The organism is Streptomyces umbrinus, assembly GCF_030817415.1.
GTDB lineage: Bacteria > Actinomycetota > Actinomycetes > Streptomycetales > Streptomycetaceae > Streptomyces > Streptomyces umbrinus_A.
The window spans coordinates 6,528,509-6,547,124 of record NZ_JAUSZI010000002.1; the positions used below are offsets into that span (position 1 = coordinate 6,528,509).

An 18,616-nucleotide genomic window follows, 5' to 3' on the forward strand; every position below is an offset into this window, starting at 1 on the left:
ACCGCGGGGACAGACCCGGGACCACGCGCCCGTACGGTCCCGGGACTACGCGCCCGTACGGTCCCGGGGGCGTCGTCCCAGCAGTTCGGCGAGGCCTCGTCGGGTGGCCGCGATGACGACGCGGTCCTCGGAGCCGAGCACGTAGGTGGGAGGCAGGTCCCAGACCAGGCCCGACGGGCGCTCGGGCGAGCCCGGGGTGGGGGCGGTGGCCAGGTCGGGCCGGCGTTCCTCGGGGGAGGCGCTGTCCAGGGCGAGCACCCGCCACGCTCCCGCGCGGAACGCCTCGGCGACCGTACGGCCCTCAAGGTGCGGATGCCCGGCGACGTCCAGGGCGGCGAAGAGCAGGACCCGGCGTTCGACCGGGATCGCCCCCAGGATCTGGCGGCCCATCATCGCTCCGGCGAAGGCGGGCGCGGCCAGATGGGAGACGCTGCGGCTGCGGGTGAGCGCGTGCGGGTGGGTGGCGCGCAGGGTGCGGTAGACGGCGGTGGCGAAGTCGTCGTCGTACAGCCGCAGCACGACGCGCAGATCGGGCCGCACCGACCTGGCGTACAGGGAGGCTTCCAGGTTGGTGGTGTCCGCGCTGGTCAGGGCGAGCAGGGCGTGCGCGCGATGGATCTTGGCGGCTTCCAGGACGCCTTCCTGGGTGACGTCGCCGAGGACGACGGGCACGCGCAGCCGGCGCGCCAGCGCGAGCCCGCGTGCCTCGGGATCGGCCTCGACGCAGACGACCGGGATGCGGAGTTCGTGAAGGCGCGCGAGCACACGCGTACCGATCTTGCCGAGTCCGAGAAGCACGACGTGATCGGAGAGCCCGCGGGGCGGCTTCCGCAGCGCGGTCCCGCCGCGGAACGTACCGAGCGCCTCCAGCACGGCGGCGAGGAGCACGGGGAGCAGCAGCAACCCGACGAGACCGGAGAGGAGTTGGAGGATCTGGCGGCCGAGGGGTCCTTCGAGCGCGGGGTCGTTGATGGCGAAGAGATCGAGGAGGGTCAGATAGGTGGCGCGCAGGGGGTGTTCGCCCGTCGTCACCATGGACGCGACGGCGAGCGCCACCACACAGGCCACCAGGCCCGCGAACGACCAGCGCAGCCGCCGGGAGAACAGCCTGCCGATGGGCAGGACACTGCGTCCGGCGGGGAGCGGCGGACCCGAGTACGACACCGTCTCCAGGACGACGGTGCCGCGGCCGGTCGCGGCGGCCACGGAGCGTTCGTCGGGCAGGAGCCGCGGCCCGTTCTCACCACTGCTCTCCGAACCGTCCGCGCCGGCCGGGTCGTTGGTGGTGGCCGAGAGCAGGGCCAGCGTGCACAGTCCCGGGTCGGCGACCTCCCCGGGGCCAGGGGGCTGCCGTTCCACGGCCCGGAGCATCAGCCCGTCGGTCTGTACGACCTTGCTGGTCCCGGCGACCGCGGTCGCCGCCAGCGCGGGCGCGGCGGTGTCCGCGTCGGAGAGCACGGTCGTGGAGGCGTCGAGGTGTACGGGCCGGGATGGACCGCCGTTCCCTCTGCCGTCTCCTCCGGTGTTCGCTCCGGCACCCTCTCCGCCGTCCGCCATGCCCGCCATGGCCAGGGCGGAGGCCTGGTCGAGGAGGGCCTCGATGTGCTGGCCGAGACGGCGGTTGTAGAGCCGGACGACCAGGCGCAGACGGGGGTTGAGGCGGCGTGCCATCAGCGCGGCACGGATGTTCGTCTCGTCGTCGTCATGCACGAGTGCCAGCGCGGCGGCATGCTCGACACCGGCTTCGGCGAGCACGGCCTCGGTCAGGACGGCGGCCTCCAACACCCGGGCTGGGCGCGGTTCCTCGGAGGTGGCGGACCGATTCGCCGAGGCGGTTCCGCGGGGAGACGTGGCTCCACGGGTCAGGGAGACGGCGGTCCGGCCGGCCGCGCCGCCCTCACCGCCGCCCACGTTCCCGCCGGTGCCACTGCTGTTGCCACTGCCACTGCCACTGCCACTACCACTGCCACTTCCGCCGCCGCCGATGCCGCCGTTGGCCGTCGCCCGGGTCACCGCCGCCGACACGCGGTCGAGCAGTGCCGAGGCACGGGCCCGCCCGACGACCGGCGGCCGTACGGTGCCCTCGGCGGACGGCACGACCAGCGTCACCCGTTCGCCGTAGACACCACGCAACTCGGCCGCCAGCCGGTGCGCGAGGGCATCGTCCCCGCACACCACCATGTGCGCACCGCGATCGTCCGACCCGCTCTGATTAGGAAGGCTCGCCACAACAGCACAGAGTGCCTCACCGACACGGACGGTTGCACAGGGGCCTGCCGCAAGGGAGTTGAGGCAGGGGTTCCGCGGGACACTGGCCGCCCGAACCGACCGCAGACCGTACTGCCAGAAGGATGGTGACGAGTGATGCCCCAAGACGAGCCCGTACAGCCGGAGGAGCCCGTGAAGCCCGCGCAGCCGGTGGAGGCCACGTCGGCGCAGCCGCCGGAGGGCGTCCCCGCGGATGTTCTTGCGGAGGTACCCAAGGGCAACCCGGCTGTCGTGCTGCTGGAGCGGCTGGCCGAGAAGCTGGGCGGGCGTGCCTCGGTGTCCGCCGTCTACGGCGAACCCGTGACCAGGGACGGCGTCACGGTCATCCCCGTCGCCAAGGTCGGGTTCGGCTTCGGGGCCGGCGTGGGCCGCGAGGCCGGCGCCGCCAAGACCGGCGAGGGCGGTGGCGGAGGTGGCGGCGTGGGAGCGAAGCCCATCGGCTTCATCGAGATCCAGGAGGGCTTCGCCACGTACCGCCCGATCCGCGATCCCTGGGTCGATGTCTTCGTCCCGCTGGCGGTGGTCGCACTCGGCAGTGCGCTTCCCGGGATCACCAGGGCGCTGCGCCGCAGGAAGTGACGGCTCGGGCGCCCCTCGGCCGGAAGGCGGGCGTGCCCTGGCCGGAACACGGGCACACCCGGCCGGAACATCGGGATGAGAAGCTGTGCCGGAACGGGCGTACTGAAGGTGGAGGGCAACCCATCCAGGAAGCCCTTCCCTACCGGAGGTACCTCTCCCGTGACCACAACCGACACGGCACCGCCCAGGGTTGAGGACGCCGAGCCGAGCGAACCGCGGGGCTGGCAGTTCAACTCGCCCCTTGTCCTGATCATGCTGCTGCTCGTGGGGATCGTGCTCCAGGGCCCGATCCGCGGGGCGCTGTCCGCGCCGGTGATGCAGAGCTGGATGACCGTGTTCGTCGCGGTGATGGTGCAGGCGCTGCCCTTCCTCGTGCTCGGCGTGCTGCTGTCGGCGGTCATCGCGGTGTTCGTCCCGCCGTCGTTCTTCGCCCGCGCGTTGCCGGGGCGGCCCGCTCTCGCGGTGCCGGTCGCGGGGATGGCCGGGGCGGTGCTGCCGGGCTGCGAGTGCGCGTCCGTGCCGGTGGCGGGGGCGTTGGTGCGCCGGGGTGTCACGCCCGCGGCGGCGCTGGCGTTCCTGCTGTCCGCGCCGGCGATCAACCCGATCGTGCTGACCGCGACCGCCGTCGCGTTCCCCGGGAAACCTCAGATGGTCGTGGCCCGTTTCGTGGCGAGCCTGCTGGTGGCCTGCACGATGGGCTGGCTGTGGCAACGGCTGGGCCGCGCCGACTGGCTGCGCCCACCGACCCGCCCGGCGTCCGACGGCCTCGGCAAGGGCGCGGCGTTCTGGGGATCCGTACGGCACGACGTGATGCACGCGGGCGGCTTCCTGGTCGTGGGCGCGATGGCCGCGGCCACGCTCAAGGCCGTGGTCCCGGAGGAGTGGCTGAGCCTCGCGGCCGACAACCCGGTGGTGTCGGTCCTCGCCCTGGCGGTCCTGGCCGTCCTGCTCTCCATATGTTCCGAGGCGGACGCGTTCGTGGCGGCGTCCCTGACCCAGTTCTCGCTCACGGCCCGGCTGACGTTCCTCGTGGTCGGCCCGATGATCGACCTCAAGCTCTTCGCGATGCAGACGGCCACGTTCGGCCGGGAGTTCGCCCTGCGCTTCGCGCCCGCCACCTTCGCCCTGGCCGTCCTGGTCTCGGCCCTGCTCGGGGCGGTGCTCCTGTGAACCGCCAGGCCCAGGCAGCCGTCCTCTTCCTCACCGGCGGCGCGATCCTGCACGCCGCCCTCACCGACCTCTATCTGCGGTACGTCAAGGCCGGGTTGCAGCCGCTGCTGGTGGCGGCGGGGGTCGTACTGATCGCCACGGCGGTCGCGACGGTCTGGTACGAGCGACAGGCTGCGCGTATGTCTGCGGGGGAGGGGCGTCAGGTCGCGGGTACGTCCGCCGGGGACGGGCGTCAGGTCGCGTGGACGTCCGCCGGGGACGGGCCGGAGCCGGAGCCGGAGCAACATCACGAGGCGGCCGCAGGCACGGACACAGCTACAGGCAGGGCCGTAGACGTAGCCGCTGAAGCCCCGCCCCGCGTCGCGGACCTCGATGACCACGCCCACGCCCGTACCGACGCCGACGCCGACGCCCATGCCCACCGCGAACCCCGTATCTCCTGGCTCCTGGTCCTCCCTCTCCTCGCTCTCATCCTCGTGGCCCCACCGGCCCTCGGCTCGTACAGCGCGATGCGCACCGGCACGGCCCTGCAGAAGCAGCCCTGGGGCTTCGCGGACCTCCCCGCAGGCGACACGATCCGGCTCAACCTCGTCGACTACGCGGGCCGGGTGGCGTACGACAACGGCCGTTCCCTCGACCACCGCCACATCAAGATCGCCGGCCTGCTGGCCCTGGACCGCGACGGCACCCCATACCTGGTCCGGATGGCGCTCAGTTGCTGCGCCGCCGACGCCCAGCCGGTGAAGATCGGCCTGACCGGCCGTATCCCTCCCGTCCTGCGACCGGACACCTGGCTGGAGGCCACCGGCACGTACACCACCAAGCAGACCAAGGACCCGGTGAACGACGGCATCATCCCGTTTCTCCACGTCACCGAGCTGAAGCCGGTCAAGGCACCGCGAGACCCGTACGACGAGAGCTGGAACGGCTGATCCGGGCGTAGGCCGCCGACGCCGCCGACCCCGGCTTCGCGGTGGAACCTGTCGATCCTCTGTCGATAGCCGACGTACGGGGGAGTGACGGCCAAGTGTGGGCCAGGATGGGCGAGTTGAAGGCTCTCACCCCACTCTTCCCGGAGGCCCGCAACCATGACCCGCAGTCACTCGCATCCGCGTCCCCACCCCTCCCGACGCGCCCTCCTGGGCGGCGCCGCCCTCACCGCGTTCGCGGTGGCGACGGGCGCAGGGACGGCGAACGCGGCCACCGGCACCAAGACCGCGACCACCACCGGCGGAGCCACCACCAGCGGAACCACCGCCGGCGGCACATGGCCGACCGAGTTCCCGCTCCCCAACGGCTTCCTCCCCGAGGGCATAGCCATCGGCAGAAAGCCGTACGCGTACATGGGCTCGCGCGCCAACGGCGCCCTCTACCGCACCGACCTGCGCACCGGCGAAGGCAGGATCCTCTTCGCGGGCGGCACCGGCCTGATAGCCGTAGGCCTGAAGCTCGACCACGACGGCCTGCTGTACGTGGCCGGCAACACAGGTGTGGCCCGTACCCATGACTCGCGCACGGGCGAAGTGGTCGCAACACACCAGCTGACGGAACCGACCGGCCACTTCATCAACGACGTCACGCTCCTCGGCGACCGCGCCTGGTTCACCGACTCACGCGCCGCCGCGCTGTACGGAGTACCGCGAGGCCGAGCCGGAACCGTACGGACCCTGCCCCTCACCGGCGACTGGGTCCAGCTCCCCGACGTCAACAACGCGAACGGCATCGTCGGCACACCCGACGGCCACGCCCTGATCGTCGTCAAGAGCACGCCGGGCGAGCTGTACAACGTGAACCTCAAGACGGGCCACGCCACCAAGATCACCCTCGTCGGGGCGGCCAACGTAGTCAACGGCGACGGCCTCTACCGCATAGGCCGCACGCTGTACGTGGTCCAGAACCGCCTGAACCTCATCAGCGTGTTCCACCTCAACTCCAAGGCCACGACAGCCACCCTCACCGGCACGATCACGGACCCCCGCTTCGACGTCCCCACAACCGCAGCGCGCTTCGCCAACCGCCTCTACCTGGTCAACGCCCGCTTCACCAGCCCCCAGACACCGGAGACGACGTTCACGGGGGTGGCGGTCCCGATCTGACGCGGAGGGCAGGACGAGTACGCGTACGGGGACGAGTACGCGTACGGATGGGGCAGGGGCAGGGGCAGGGGCAGGGGCCGAGCCCGGATCCGGCAGGTGAGAGAGGAGGTCAGGCGGTGGCAGTGGTGTCGTCGTAGGCCAGGTCGCCGCCCAGTTCGCGGGACGCCTGGGCCTGGGCGAGGAGTTCCCTGGCCTTGGCCTCGACACCTTCGATGGCGTCGGCGCCGGCGACGAAGCGCAGCGGCGGCTCCTGCTGGTCGGCGATCGTCAGCAGGGCGCGGGCGAGCTTGACGGGGTCGCCGGTCTGCTGGCCGTTCATGCTCTTCCAGGCGGCGATGGTGGCGGTGGTGCGTTCGGCGTAGTCGTCGATGGTCGGCTCGGGCCAGGTGGTGGAGGCGTCCACGAGCAACTCGGTGCGGAAGAAGCCGGGTTCGACGACGGTGGTGCGAATCCCGTAGGGCTCGACGTCGTAGCGCAGCGACTCCATCCAGCCCTCCACACCGAACTTGGAGGCGGAGTACGCGACGCAGAACTCCTGTCCGATCAGACCGGCGGACGAGGAGAGCGTGATGATGTGGCCGGCGCGCTGCTTGCGCAGGACGGGCAGGACGGCGCGGGTGACGTTCATCGGGCCGAAGAGGTTGGTCTCGATCTGCCGGCGCATCTGGTCGGGCGTGATCTCCTCGAAGTAGCCGGCGAAGAAGTTCCCGGCGTTGTTGACCAGGACGTCGATGCGCCCGAAGCGGTCGACGGCGGCCTGCGCGGCGGCCTCGGCGTCGTCCGGGCTGGTGACGTCCAGCTTGGTGACCAGCAGATTGTCCTGCGGCCCGCCGAGGGTCTTCTCGACCTCTTCGGGGCGGCGGCCGGTGGCGACGACCTGGTGGCCTGCGGCGAGGGCTTCGCGTGCGATGTCGGTGCCGAGACCGCGTCCGGCGCCGGTGACGAGAATGACCTTGCTCATGGCTGGTTCCTTTCAAATGGTGCGGTGATGAATCGGTGCGGTGATGAGGGGTGGGGCTGAGGAGGCGATCAGTCCAGCCCAGCCCAGCCCAGTCCAGCCCAGTCCAGCCCAGGCCGGCCAGTCCAGGCCGGGCCAGTCCAGGCCAGGTCAGGTCAGGCCTGGTCGGTGGGCATGATCCACAGCTCGCCGACGGAGGCGTGGCGGGGCCGGGTGACCATGTACGCGACGCCGTCGGCGATGTCGTCGGGGGCAAGGACCTCGGTCTGCTCGTAGAAGGTGCCGATCGCCTCGCGGATCTCGGGCTTGTGGTCGTTGTGCGAGCCCAGCTCGGTGTCCACGCCGCCCGGCTCCAGGACGCCGACGCGTACGTGTCGCTGGGTGACCTCCTGGCGCAGTGACTCGGTGAAGCCGTTCATGCCGAACTTGGTCAGGTTGTAGACGCCGTATCCGTTCCAGGCGACGCGGCCCGCGATCGAGCTGATGTTGACGATGTCGGCGACCTGGCGCGGCCCGTCTTCTGCCGCCTTGAGCAGGTGCGGGAGGGCGGGGCGGGTGGTGTAGAGCAGACCCTGGACATTGACGGCGATCATCCGCTCCCACTCCTCGACGTCCGCATCGACGACGGGGCCCAGAAGCATCAGGCCCGCGTTGTTGACCAGGATGTCCAGGCGCCCAAAGTGCTCGACGGTCTCCTGTACGGCGGCCTCGGCCCGGGCACGGTCGGCGATGTCCGCCTCCACGACCAGCGCGGTGCCGCCCGCCTTCTCGATCTCGGCGGCGAGCTCTGTCAGACGGTCCTTGCGCCGCGCCACGAGGACGACGCAGGCACCGTCCTCAGCGAGCCGACGGGCGGTGGCGGCCCCGATACCGCTGCTCGCACCGGTGACGAGAGCGATGGTGTCGGTCAGTTTCGTTGCCATGGGGAGTCCTGATTCTGATTCCGAAGATCGCAGTGTCGGCGACACCGCGGAGGAGCCTGGAGACCAGCGGCGAAAGCACCACCGTGGGGGCACCATCAACAGAACCGGTTGTCACGGGAGGGTGGGAGTCCCTGATGAGGGGGTCACTGAGAGGGACCCCCAGCAGGCGGGAAGCGCTCGTAGAGTGGAGCACATGGCAGGGAAAAACGACCCTTACGGAGTCAATCGCGACATGCGTGGCGATTTCCGCGCGGAGATCCGGGAATTCCTGGGCACGCGACGGGCCAGGGTCACCCCTGAGCAGGCCGGACTACCGGCTTACGGCGGAGACCGTCGACGGGTCACCGGTCTGCGCCGGGAGGAGGTGGCCCTGCTCGCGGGCATCTCCAGCGAGTACTACACCCGGCTGGAGCGCGGCAACGCCACCGGCGTCTCCGAGAGCGTCATCGACGGCATCGCACAGGCGCTGCAGCTGGACGAGGCCGAGCGAATCCACCTGCTCGACCTGCTGCGCGGCGCCGGCCCGACCCGCCCACCGCGCCGCCGACCGGCCCAGCAGCGCGTCAGGCCCGCGGTACAACGCGTACTCGACTCAATGACCGGCACACCCGCGTTCGTGCTGAGCGGACGCCTGGACGTCCTGGCGGCCAACGCCCTGGGGAGGGCGCTGTTCTCCCCGCTCTACGCAGCCCTCGCTGCCCCCGTCGACTCCGCCGCCCCCGCCGACCCGGCACGGCCACCGAACAACGCCCGGTTCGTCTTCCTCGACCCGCACGCGACCGAGTTCTTCCGCGACTGGGACGAGGTCGCGAACGACACGGTCGCCATGCTGCGCGCCGAGGCAGGCCGCGACGCCTACGACCGGCGGCTGACGGACCTGATCGGGGAACTGTCCACCCGCAGCGAGGAGTTCCGCCGCCGCTGGGCCGCACACAACGTCCGCATCCACACCACAGGCGCAAAGCGCCTCCACCACCCGATCGTCGGCGACCTGGACCTCCCCTTCGAGACCTTCCCCCTCGGCGCAGACCCCACCCAGTTCCTCCTCACCTACACCGCCGAGCCCGCCTCCCGCTCCCAGGAGGCCCTCAACTTGCTGGCGAGCTGGTCCGCGACGACGAACGACGACATCGCCGGACCGGAGGCGACCGACGCCCCCGAGTCGGCCGAGCCACGCGACTGATGCCCCACGCGCTACGCCTCGCACTCTGGGCCTGCCACCAAAAGTGACACCCAACTGGCCCCAAGACGGGGCCGCACAACACATCAGGCCCGGCGCTGATTTCTCAGCACCGGGCCTGACCTGGTGTTAAAGCTGTCGGGGTGGCGGGATTTGAACCCACGACCTCTTCGTCCCGAACGAAGCGCGCTGCCAAGCTGCGCTACACCCCGATGTCGCTTTGGGGAGGCCACTTGCGTGGGCCGTGTCCGTGGCGACGTCGTTTACTTTAGCCCACCGGTGGCCGGAGACGAAATCCGGTTTTCGGGGGGTCGGTGGCGGCGTGGAACGGGGCGGATGTGGTCGAGGGCGACGAGGAGGAGGGCCAGTGCGTAGCAGGCGAGGCCCAGGACGGTGGCGTTGCCGAGGACCTCGACGTAGCCGTGTTGGGAGACGTCCAGGAAGGAGTACGGGTAGCGGGCCTGGGTGTTGGCAGGCAGCAGCGCGCCCCGGGCGAGGGTGAAGGCCAGGTACGCGGCGGGCAGCACCAGCCAGGTGGCCGCGGTGTGGAGACGCAGTGGGCCCGGGCGGGTCAGCAGGAACCAGTCCAGTACGGCCATGAGCGGGACCGCCGTGTGCAGGAGCTGGTTCGTGAGCGCATGCCAGCCCGTGGACGTTTCGATGCCGCCCGTCATTGAGAAACCGCTCGGACCGTTCGCCAGGATCACGTGTTGGACCAGGCCCGCACCCACCGCGTACAGCATCGTGCCGACGGTGACTGACGGCGGCAGTGGGCGGCGGGCCGTCCATGCCCGCCAGGCCGAGACGGTGAACACCGCGGCCACCAGGATGCTGCTCAGGATCGTGAAGTGGCTCATGACCCGGGACGGGGTGCCCAGGACCAGCGCGAGGGCTACACCCGCGGTCGCCGTCAGCGCGACGAGGAGGCGGAAGGCGGCGACCAGGGGGCGGCGGACGCGGGGGATCACCGCGTCCGCCGGGACGACGGGGACGATGGCGGCGGCGTTGGCAGCCACGCCCGGGAGGACGGGTATGTCCGGGATGTCTGCCGGCAGGGGGGCGGTCATCCCCTCACGTTAAGCGGGTTGGACAAAAGGGGCGAGGTGGGTTGAACCGGTCGGGCGGTGCCGCTTCGCGCACCCACGCGCCTCACTCACCCCCACGCACTCCACGCGTCAGAGCTTGCCCCGTGACTCCAACGGCCCCGAACCCCCCTCAGTCCCGCAGCCCCTCAACCCCGCCCCACCAACGTGAGCAACGTAGCCTCCGGTGGGCACGCGAACCGGACCGGTGTGTACCTGCTCGTGCCGCAGCCCGCCGACACGTGCATGTATGCCGTCCGCCCGGACTCCGTCTCCGTATGCGTGGAGAGGCCCTTCACCCGTTCCGTGTCCAGGTCGCAGTTGGTGACGAGGGCGCCGTAGAAGGGGATGCACAGCTGGCCGCCGTGGGTGTGGCCGGCCAGGATCAGGGGATAGCCGTCCGCCGTGAAGGCGTCCAGCGTGCGCAGGTACGGGGCGTGCACGATGCCCATCGAGAGGTCGGCCGCGTCGGACGGGCCGCCCGCCACGCGCGCGTAGCGGTCGCGCTTGATGTGCGGGTCGTCGAGCCCGGTCAGCTCGACCTCGAAGCCGTCGATCTTCAGCGAACCCCGGGCGTTCGTCAGGTTCAGCCAGCCCGCCGCGTCGAAGCCGTCGCGCAGCGCTTCCCATGGGTTGTGGACCACGCCGACCACGGGCGCGTTGCCGTTCAGCCCGTGCCTGCCCTGGGCTTTCTCGAACAAGTAGCGGGCGGGGTTGCGGAGTGTGGGCCCGTAGTAGTCGTTCGAGCCGAAGACGTACGCCCCCGGGAACTCCATCAGCGGACCGAGGGCGTCCATCACCTCGGGCACGCCCTCCGGGTCGGACAGGTTGTCCCCGGTGTTGATGACGAAGTCGGGACGCAGCCCGGCCAGCGACCGCAGCCAGCGCTGCTTCTTGCGCTGGCCGCCCACCATGTGGATGTCGGAGACCTGGAGTACGCGCAGCGGTCGCATCCCGGGCGGCAGCACCGGGACCGTCACCCGCCGCAGACGGAAGGAGCGGGCTTCGAAACCCGCCGAGTAGAGCAGACCGGCGGCGCCAGCCGCCGCGATTCCCAGAGGTACTCCGTATCGCGCGCGCATAAGCCCATCGTGTCAGACCCCACACACTCTTAAGACCATCGGAGGACCATCGAAGGGGCGTCGGAGGGTCGTCGGAGGGGGCGCCCGAAATCCATGGGCACCCGCCGCACCACACCTGCGACAATCACCCCATGACCACGCTCAAGTCGAAGCTGCAGGCAGACCTCAACGCCGCCATCAAGGAGCGCGACGAGCTCCGCTCCTCGACGCTCCGGCTGACCCTCGCCGCCATCCAGAAGGAAGAGGTCGCGGGTACGTCGAAGCGCGAGCTCTCCGACGACGAGGTGCAGAAGGTGATCGCCAAGGAGGCGAAGAAGCGCCGCGAGGCGGCCGAGGCCTTCGCGCAGGGCGGCCGCGCCGAGTCCGCCGAGCGCGAGAAGGCGGAGGGCGTGGTCCTCGCCGAGTACCTGCCCAAGCAGCTCTCGGACGACGAGCTCCAGCAGATCGTCGCGCAGGCGGTCGAGGAGGCGAAGGCCGCCGGTGCCGAGGGCCCGCGCGCCATGGGCCAGGTCATGAAGATCGTGAACCCGAAGGTGGCCGGTCTGGCCGAGGGCGGCCGCGTCGCCGGGGTCGTCAAGAAGCTGCTCGCGGGCTGAGCAACTGCTCACGGGCTGAGTCCGGGCCGCCGAGACGGCCGATCATCGCCGCACGCCGCACGCCGCACGCCGCACGCCGCACGCCGCACGCCGCACGCCGCACGCCGCACGCCGCACGCCGCACGCCGCACGGCATACGGCATACGGCATACGGCATACGGCATACGCCGATGGGGGCGCCCCTTGTCACAAGGGGCGCCCCCATCGGCGTACAACCACTGACTACGGAACCCCGGGCCCATCGAACCCCGGGCCCGCCCCGGTCCTACGGGAAGTTCCCGCCATTTCCGTTCCCGCCGCCGTTGTCGTTCCCGTTGATCGTCCACTCCTCGGGGATCGAGATGGTCGGATTGGGGAACTGCGGGTTGCCGTTGCCGCCGTTGTTGCCGTCACCGTTCCCCCCGTTGTCCCCGTTGTTGCCGTCCTCGTCACCGTTGTCGTCCTCGTCGCCGCGGCCGTCTTCCTTGCCGGTGTCGCCGCGCGGGATGTTGACGAGGTTGAACTGGGGCGCTTCCTTGCCCTCCAGGGCGCCGGCCATCATGTCGCGCCAGATCGGTCCGGGGACCTTGCCACCGAAGACCTTCTCGTACGGGACACCGCCGATGGTGATGTTGGTCATCCGACGCTTGTGGGCCGGGTCGCCGACCCAGACCGCGCCGGCCATGTTCGGCGTGTAGCCCACGAACCAGGCCGCGTAGCGCTCGTCCGTCGTACCGGTCTTGCCCGCGCTCGCCCGGCTGTCGAGGCCCGCCTCCGAACCCGTACCGTCCTCGACCACGCCCTTGAGGAGCGTGTTGATCGTGTCGGCGGTGTTCTCGGACATCGCGCGTGAGCACGTCGACTTCGGCACCGGCAGGGACTTCTTCTGGCCGCCGACGGTCTGGCGGATCGACTCGATGGCGATCGGCGAGCAGTACGTGCCCCGCGTGGCGAAGGTCGCGTACGCGCTCGCCATCGTCAGCGGGGACATCTCCTGCGTGCCCAGGGCGATCGACGGGGCCTGGTTCATCTTCTTGCCGTCGGCGCGCTCGACGCCCATCTTGCCCGCCATGTCGGTCACCGGGCAGATGCCGATGTCGCTGATCAGCTGAACGTAGTACGTGTTGACCGACTTCGCGGTCGCGTCCTGCATGTCGTACGGGCCGACCTCGGTCTCGTTCTCGTTGGCGACCGGGATGCCCTTTTCGTTCCAGCTCTTGCCGTCACAGGCCGAGACCGGGCTCGGGTAGTCCATCTCGTACGGCGACGAGTACACCTGGTTCGCCGGCTTGCCGCCCTCGATGGCCGCCGCGGCCACGATCGGCTTGAACGTCGAACCGGGCTGGTAGCCGGCTCCGCCGCCCATGTTGCTGTTCACGGACAGGTTCATCTGCGTCTGGTTCTTGCCGAAGCCGTACGGACGCGACTGGCCCATCGCGAGGATCTTGCCGGTGCCGGGCTCGACGATGGTGGCGGCGGTCGCCACGTCGTCGCTCTTGTAGACGTGGTCCTTGATCGAGGCCTGCGCCGACTCCTGCGACTGCGGGTCGAGCGTCGTCCTGATCGTTAGGCCGCCCTGGTTCCAGATCTTGGCCCGGGCCTTCTGCGTCTTGCCGAAGACCGGGTCGTTCAGGAAGACCTCGCGGACGTAGTCACAGAAGAAGCCGGCGCCCTTGACCGCCGTGATGCAGCCGTTCTTGGGCCTGCTGACCTTCAGGCCGAGCGGCTTCTTCTTGGCCTTGTCGGCCTCCGCCTGGGAGACGTCGTGGACGTCGGCCATCCGCTGCAGCACGGTGTTGCGCCGCTTGACGGCCTCCTCCTCGTCGTTGACCGGGTCGTACCGGCTCGGCGACTGGACGATGCCGGCGAGCAGCGCGGCCTCCTCCAGCTTCAGGTCCTTGGCGGACTTGGAGAAGTAGCGCTGGGCCGCGGCCTCGACGCCGTACGCCTGCTGACCGAAGAACGTGATGTTCAGGTAGTTCTCGAGGATCTTCTTCTTGCCGAGCTCCTCCTCGACCTGGATCGCGAACTTCAGCTCGCGGACCTTCCGGCCGAGGGTCTGCTGGGTGGCCTGGGCGACCAGATCCGCGTCGTTGCCGGCCTCCTCCACGAAGACGTTCTTCACGTACTGCTGCGTGAGCGTGGAGGCGCCCTCCGAGACGCCGCCGCTCTGCGCGTTCTTGTTGAGGGCCCGCAGGACGCCCTTGAGGTCGACCGCGCCGTGCCCGTAGAACCGCGCGTCCTCGATCGCGACGATCGCCTTCTGCATGTACGGCGAGATGTCCTTGAGGTCGACCACCGTGCGGTCACGGGAGTAGACCGTGGCGATCTGGCCGCCCTTGCTGTCCAGGATCGTCGTGCGCTGGCTCAGCGGTGGCCGCTTCAGGTTGGTGGGGATCTCGTCGAACCCCTCGACCGAACCCTTGGCCGCGAGACCGAGCGCGCCGAACGCCGGCACGGCGATTCCGGCCATGACGGCTCCCGCGAGCACACTGACACCGAGGAACTTGGCGGCCTGTTGCGTTGGCGACAGACCACCGCCCGAGCGCTTCTTTGGCATGAGGGCAGCCTACGTTCTCATTCGCCGGACACACGTATAGGCCTTGGCCTAAGCTGCTCTCAACTGTCACAGCAGTAGGGCTACGTATCAATACGTCCGGCGACCCCGAATCGTTTCGGTCGGCACTCAACTTTTTTGTTGAGCACGTGCCCGAATCCGCCTCATGTGTCAGTTGGTGTCCGATGTGACGCAACTCAACTGCCCCGGTTTGCCGGGAAAGTCACGCATGTCGCCGGGTCACTCCGTTGGGTGATCTGTCGCGTACCCATAGTCCATTCGGGCCATTCAAGATTGGGCCCGAAGGGGCTGGTTGACTGTGCCCACCTTCCGTAACGTCCTCAACTGGCGGCGGTGAATATGCCGCTGCCGCCGTGGGGGAGCCTCGATTCGGGAGAGGACGGCGCCGGTATGGGCTGGGTAACCGACTGGAGTGCGCAGGCGGCCTGCCGCACTACCGATCCGGATGAACTGTTCGTTCAAGGAGCAGCGCAGAACAGGGCCAAGGCAGTGTGCACCGGGTGTCCGGTGCGCACGGAGTGCCTGGCCGACGCGCTGGACAACCGCGTCGAGTTCGGCGTGTGGGGAGGAATGACGGAGCGGGAGCGCCGCGCACTGCTGCGCAGGCGGCCCACCGTCACCTCTTGGCGCAGGCTGCTCGAAACCGCGCGTACCGAGTACGAGCGAGGGGCGGGCATTCTGCCTCTCGACGAGGAAGAGGTGTACGAGAACTACGCGGCGGTGGGCTGACCGCCTCTCCGCACGCAACCGGGGTCCCATCGGCCCCGTATGCGTCAGGGGGCCACGTGACGTACACGCGACCCCGCACGGCGTCGTATACGGCGTCCGCACGCAACCGGGGCCACTGTGGCCCCGAGAGGCTACGCAGCTCCGGCCGGCGAGGTACCGGCCGCGAGCCGCTCCCCGATGTTCCGCAGCCCTGCGAGGTCGTGCACATCGCCGGGCAGCGCGGCCACTTCGGCCACCGCCACTTCGGGGTGGCGTGCGGCGAAGCGGTCACGTGTGCGCTGCTCGCGGGAGAGCAGCTGCATGCGCTCGGCGTGCAGCCTCAACAGGCCTGCCGTGAGTTGTTCGACGGTGCGGTCGTCCGTGGGGTCGTCCGTCCCGGCTCCTTCGGCGGTGGTCCGGTCCGCGGCGGGGGAGCCTGCGTCGGGCGCGGGAGCCTCGGGAACGGTGGTCTGGGTAGCGGGTGATTCTGAACTGCCGTACGTGTCGGGAGAGTTACGAAGTCCAGCTTTCCCGCCCGACTGATCCACAATGCGGGCCTCGTCAAGATTTTCCGCGGCGGCCGGATCGGCACCGGGTTCGGCCGGACCGGCGGCGAGGTGTTCGACAGGGCCGGCGGCGAGGTCGAGGGTCTCCGCGGCGGCCAGCGCCCGCTCCGCCGACAACTGGGCCGCGCCGCTGCCGTGGACGCGGTTCAGCACGAGCCCCGCGAGCGGCATGTCCTCTGCGGCCAGCCGCTCCACGAAGTACGCCGCCTCGCGCAGCGCGTCCCGCTCCGGGGCCGCGACGACCAGGAACGCCGTCCCGGGCGCCTGGAGCAGCTTGTACGTGGCGTCCGCGCGGGTGCGGAAACCGCCGAAGGTGGTGTCCATGGCGGCCACGAACGTCTGGACGTCCTTGAGCAGCTGGCCGCCCAGCAGCTTGCCGAGGGTGCCGGTCATCATCGACATCCCGACGTTCAGGAACTTCATCCCGGCGCGGCCGCCCAGCTTGGCCGGAGCCGTCAGCAGCCGGATCAACTTGCCGTCCAGGAACGACCCGAGCCGCTTCGGCGCGTCCAGGAAGTCGAGCGCCGAGCGCGAGGGCGGGGTGTCGACGATGATGAGGTCCCACTCCTCGCGGGCCCGCAACTGGCCCAGCTTCTCCATCGCCATGTACTCCTGCGTGCCCGCGAAGCCCGCCGAAAGCGACTGGTAGAAGGGGTTGTTGAGGATCGCGGTCGCCCGCTCGGGGTCCGCGTGCGCCTCGACGATCTCGTCGAAGGTGCGCTTCATGTCGAGCATCATCGCGTGCAGTTCGCCGTCCGCGGAGTCGTCGACGCCCTTCACCCGGCGCGGGGTGTTGTCCAGCGCGTCGATGCCCATCGACTGGGCGAGCCTGCGTGCCGGGTCGATGGTGAGGACGACCACCTTGCGGCCGCGCTCGGCGGCGCGCAGCCCGAGGGCCGCCGCCGTGGTGGTCTTGCCGACGCCGCCCGAGCCGCAGCAGACCACGATGCGGGTCTTCGGGTCGTCGATCAGCGGATCGACGTCCAGGACGGCGGCTGCGTCTATGCCGCGGGCGGGGTCGTGCGAGTGGGTCGTGTCGTGTGCGCGGGCCGGGTCCTGGCTCATGAGATCCCTTGCTGACGCAGTTCCTTGGCGAGTTCGTACAGGCCCCCGAGGTCCATTCCCTCGGCGAGCAGCGGGAGTTCGTGCAGGGGGAGGTCCAGGTCCTGGAGCACGGCCCGCTGGTCGCGCTCCAGCGCGTGCCGCTCGGCGTACTCGTCGGCCTGGGTCAGCAGCGGCTCCACCAGCCGCTCGGCGACCCCGCCGCGGCGCGCGCCACCGAGGCCGGCGGCGGACAGCGACTTGGCGATGGACGTGCGCGGTGCCTCGCGGGTGAGCGCCAGATCGGTCTCGTCGAGGATCGCGGGCCGGACCATGTTCACGATGATCCGCCCCACCGGCAGCCGCGCGGCGCGCAGTTCGGCGATGCCGTCCGCGGTCTCCTGGACGGGCATCTCCTCCAGCAGCGTCACCATGTGCACGGCGGTCTCGGGCGACTTGAGCACCCGCATGACGGCCTGCGCCTGATTGTGTATCGGGCCGATCTTGGCGAGCCCCGCCACCTCGTCGTTCACGTTCAGGAAGCGGGTGATCCGGCCGGTGGGCGGCGCGTCCATCACCACGTAGTCGTACGCGAAGCGGCCGCGCTTGTCCTTGCGGCGCACGGCCTCGCAGGCCTTGCCCGTCAGGAGGACGTCCCTGAGGCCCGGCGCGACGGTGGTCGCGAAGTCGATGGCGCCGAGTTTCTTCAGCGCGCGTCCGGCGCTGCCGAGTTTGTAGAACATCTGGAGGTAGTCCAGAAGGGCCAGTTCGGGGTCTATGGCGAGGGCGAACACCTCCCCGCCCCCTGGAGCGACGGCGATCTTCCGCTCCTCGTAGGGCAGTGCCTGCGCTTCGAATAGCTGCGCGATGCCCTGCCTGCCCTCGACCTCGACCAGAAGGGCACGCTTGCCCTCGGTCGCTAGGGCGAGCGCGAGTGCTGCGGCGACCGTGGTCTTGCCGGTACCGCCCTTGCCGCTGACGACCTGGAGCCTGCTCACGTCTTCGAGCCTAACCAGTCGGCCGCGGAAGTACGCAGGAGGCTGTGGACAAGCTGTGCGCGAGGTGCCGGGCGAGGCCCCCGACGAGGCCCGCGGAAGGGTGTGTGCGGCAGCGGATACAGTCGCCCTCATGACCAAGTGGGAATACTCAACCGTGCCGCTGCTCGTCCACGCCACGAAGCAGATTCTGGACACCTGGGGCGAGGACGGCTGGGAGCTCGTCCAGGTCGTGCCCGGGCCGAACAACCCCGAGCAGCTCGTCGCCTATCTGAAGCGCGAGAAGGCCGCATGAGCGCCGTCGAGGCGAAGCTGGCCGAGCTCGGACTGACCCTGCCGGACGTCGTACCGCCGCTGGCCGCGTACCAGCCCGCGGTGCAGTCGGGTGTGTACGTGTACACGGCCGGCCAGCTCCCGATGGTGGACGGCAAGCTTCCGGTCACCGGCAAGGTGGGCGCGGAGGTCACGCCGGAGGAGGCCAAGGACCTGGCCCGCACCTGTGCGCTGAACGCCCTCGCGGCGGTCAAGTCGGTCGTGGGTGACCTCGACCGCATCGCGCGCGTGGTGAAGGTCGTCGGCTTCGTCGCCTCGGCCTCCGACTTCACGGGCCAGCCCGCCGTGTTGAACGGCGCGAGCGAGCTGCTCGGCGAGGTCCTCGGCGAGAAGGGCGTGCACGCGCGCAGCGCGGTCGGCGTGGCGGTGCTGCCGCTGGACGCGCCCGTCGAGGTCGAGGTCCTGGTGGAGCTGACGCACGCGTAGACGGATTCGCCGGGGCGTGTGCCCTTCGGCTGCCGCCGGCCGCGGTGCGAGCCGGT

17 protein-coding genes and 1 tRNA gene are annotated in these 18,616 nt (G+C 70.2%); 9 read left to right on the forward strand and 9 right to left on the reverse strand.

Features of this window, described 5'->3' with window-relative positions:
- Window positions 1-45: 45 nt before the first annotated feature.
- Entirely contained in the window at window positions 46-2,181 is a 2,136-nt protein-coding gene (locus QF035_RS28855; protein ID WP_307523461.1) for a potassium channel family protein, read from the reverse strand.
- A gap of 183 nt (window positions 2,182-2,364) precedes the next feature.
- Between QF035_RS28855 and QF035_RS28860 the strand changes: the two genes are divergently transcribed.
- From QF035_RS28860 to QF035_RS28875, 4 genes are all read left to right on the forward strand, one after another.
- Window positions 2,365-2,847 carry a spore germination protein GerW family protein gene (locus QF035_RS28860; protein ID WP_307523462.1) on the forward strand — a complete coding sequence of 161 codons (483 nt, stop codon included), beginning with the start codon at window positions 2,365-2,367 and terminating at the stop codon, window positions 2,845-2,847.
- Window positions 2,848-3,006: 159 nt separating this feature from the next.
- Window positions 3,007-4,017: a permease gene (locus QF035_RS28865; RefSeq protein WP_307523463.1), complete on the forward strand. Its 1,011-nt coding sequence runs from the start codon at window positions 3,007-3,009 to the stop codon at window positions 4,015-4,017.
- Window positions 4,014-4,949 carry a TIGR03943 family putative permease subunit gene (locus tag QF035_RS28870; RefSeq protein WP_307523464.1) on the forward strand — a complete coding sequence of 312 codons (936 nt, stop codon included), beginning with the start codon at window positions 4,014-4,016 and terminating at the stop codon, window positions 4,947-4,949. Before QF035_RS28865 ends, QF035_RS28870 begins: the two co-directional genes overlap by 4 nt.
- A gap of 156 nt (window positions 4,950-5,105) precedes the next feature.
- Complete coding sequence (locus QF035_RS28875) at window positions 5,106-6,113, forward strand: SMP-30/gluconolactonase/LRE family protein (RefSeq protein WP_307523465.1); 1,008 nt, start codon at window positions 5,106-5,108, stop codon at window positions 6,111-6,113.
- Window positions 6,114-6,222: 109 nt separating this feature from the next.
- Here QF035_RS28875 and QF035_RS28880 read toward each other — a convergent pair whose 3' ends face one another.
- Both QF035_RS28880 and QF035_RS28885 read right to left on the reverse strand, forming a co-directional pair.
- On the reverse strand, window positions 6,223-7,074 hold the full coding sequence (locus QF035_RS28880) for an SDR family oxidoreductase (protein WP_307523466.1): 852 nt from the start codon (window positions 7,072-7,074) through the stop codon (window positions 6,223-6,225).
- 152 nt (window positions 7,075-7,226) lie between these two features.
- Window positions 7,227-7,994, reverse strand: a complete 768-nt coding sequence (locus tag QF035_RS28885) for an SDR family NAD(P)-dependent oxidoreductase (protein WP_307523467.1) — start codon at window positions 7,992-7,994, stop codon at window positions 7,227-7,229.
- Window positions 7,995-8,226: 232 nt separating this feature from the next.
- Between QF035_RS28885 and QF035_RS28890 the strand changes: the two genes are divergently transcribed.
- Window positions 8,227-9,177, forward strand: a complete 951-nt coding sequence (locus QF035_RS28890; protein WP_307523468.1) for a helix-turn-helix transcriptional regulator — start codon at window positions 8,227-8,229, stop codon at window positions 9,175-9,177.
- Between the two features lie 135 nt (window positions 9,178-9,312).
- On the opposite strand, the gene QF035_RS28895 is transcribed toward QF035_RS28890, so the two are convergent.
- The 3 genes from QF035_RS28895 to QF035_RS28905 form a co-directional block, all read right to left on the reverse strand.
- A tRNA-Pro gene (locus QF035_RS28895) sits at window positions 9,313-9,386 on the reverse strand.
- A 51-nt stretch (window positions 9,387-9,437) separates the two neighbouring features.
- On the reverse strand, window positions 9,438-10,241 hold the full coding sequence (locus tag QF035_RS28900) for a Pr6Pr family membrane protein (protein ID WP_307523469.1): 804 nt from the start codon (window positions 10,239-10,241) through the stop codon (window positions 9,438-9,440).
- A gap of 164 nt (window positions 10,242-10,405) precedes the next feature.
- Complete coding sequence (locus tag QF035_RS28905; RefSeq protein WP_307523470.1) at window positions 10,406-11,338, reverse strand: metallophosphoesterase; 933 nt, start codon at window positions 11,336-11,338, stop codon at window positions 10,406-10,408.
- 131 nt (window positions 11,339-11,469) lie between these two features.
- On the opposite strand from QF035_RS28905, the gene QF035_RS28910 reads away from it, so the two are divergent.
- Window positions 11,470-11,934, forward strand: coding sequence for a GatB/YqeY domain-containing protein (locus QF035_RS28910; protein ID WP_055617054.1), 465 nt, complete (start codon window positions 11,470-11,472; stop codon window positions 11,932-11,934).
- Between the two features lie 265 nt (window positions 11,935-12,199).
- On the opposite strand, the gene QF035_RS28915 is transcribed toward QF035_RS28910, so the two are convergent.
- Complete coding sequence (locus tag QF035_RS28915; RefSeq protein WP_307523471.1) at window positions 12,200-14,473, reverse strand: transglycosylase domain-containing protein; 2,274 nt, start codon at window positions 14,471-14,473, stop codon at window positions 12,200-12,202.
- 408 nt (window positions 14,474-14,881) lie between these two features.
- Here QF035_RS28915 and wblA point away from each other — a divergent pair, with 408 nt between their 5' ends.
- The gene (wblA, locus tag QF035_RS28920) at window positions 14,882-15,220 is read left to right on the forward strand and encodes a transcriptional regulator WblA (protein ID WP_055515737.1); all 339 of its coding nucleotides are present in this window, start codon (window positions 14,882-14,884) and stop codon (window positions 15,218-15,220) included.
- Window positions 15,221-15,351: 131 nt separating this feature from the next.
- Here wblA and QF035_RS28925 read toward each other — a convergent pair whose 3' ends face one another.
- Both QF035_RS28925 and QF035_RS28930 read right to left on the reverse strand, forming a co-directional pair.
- Window positions 15,352-16,830, reverse strand: coding sequence for an ArsA family ATPase (locus QF035_RS28925; RefSeq protein ID WP_307523472.1), 1,479 nt, complete (start codon window positions 16,828-16,830; stop codon window positions 15,352-15,354).
- Window positions 16,827-17,804 (reverse strand): ArsA-related P-loop ATPase, encoded by a 978-nt coding sequence (locus QF035_RS28930; RefSeq protein ID WP_307523473.1) that lies wholly within the window; start codon window positions 17,802-17,804, stop codon window positions 16,827-16,829. Before QF035_RS28930 ends, QF035_RS28925 begins: the two co-directional genes overlap by 4 nt.
- A gap of 130 nt (window positions 17,805-17,934) precedes the next feature.
- Between QF035_RS28930 and QF035_RS28935 the strand changes: the two genes are divergently transcribed.
- Together QF035_RS28935 and QF035_RS28940 are read left to right on the forward strand one after the other, a co-directional pair.
- Window positions 17,935-18,096: a DUF4177 domain-containing protein gene (locus QF035_RS28935; RefSeq protein WP_107099910.1), complete on the forward strand. Its 162-nt coding sequence runs from the start codon at window positions 17,935-17,937 to the stop codon at window positions 18,094-18,096.
- A complete protein-coding gene (locus tag QF035_RS28940; RefSeq protein ID WP_307523474.1) occupies window positions 18,093-18,560 on the forward strand; it encodes a RidA family protein in 468 nt (155 codons plus the stop codon). Before QF035_RS28935 ends, QF035_RS28940 begins: the two co-directional genes overlap by 4 nt.
- Window positions 18,561-18,616: the final 56 nt, after the last annotated feature.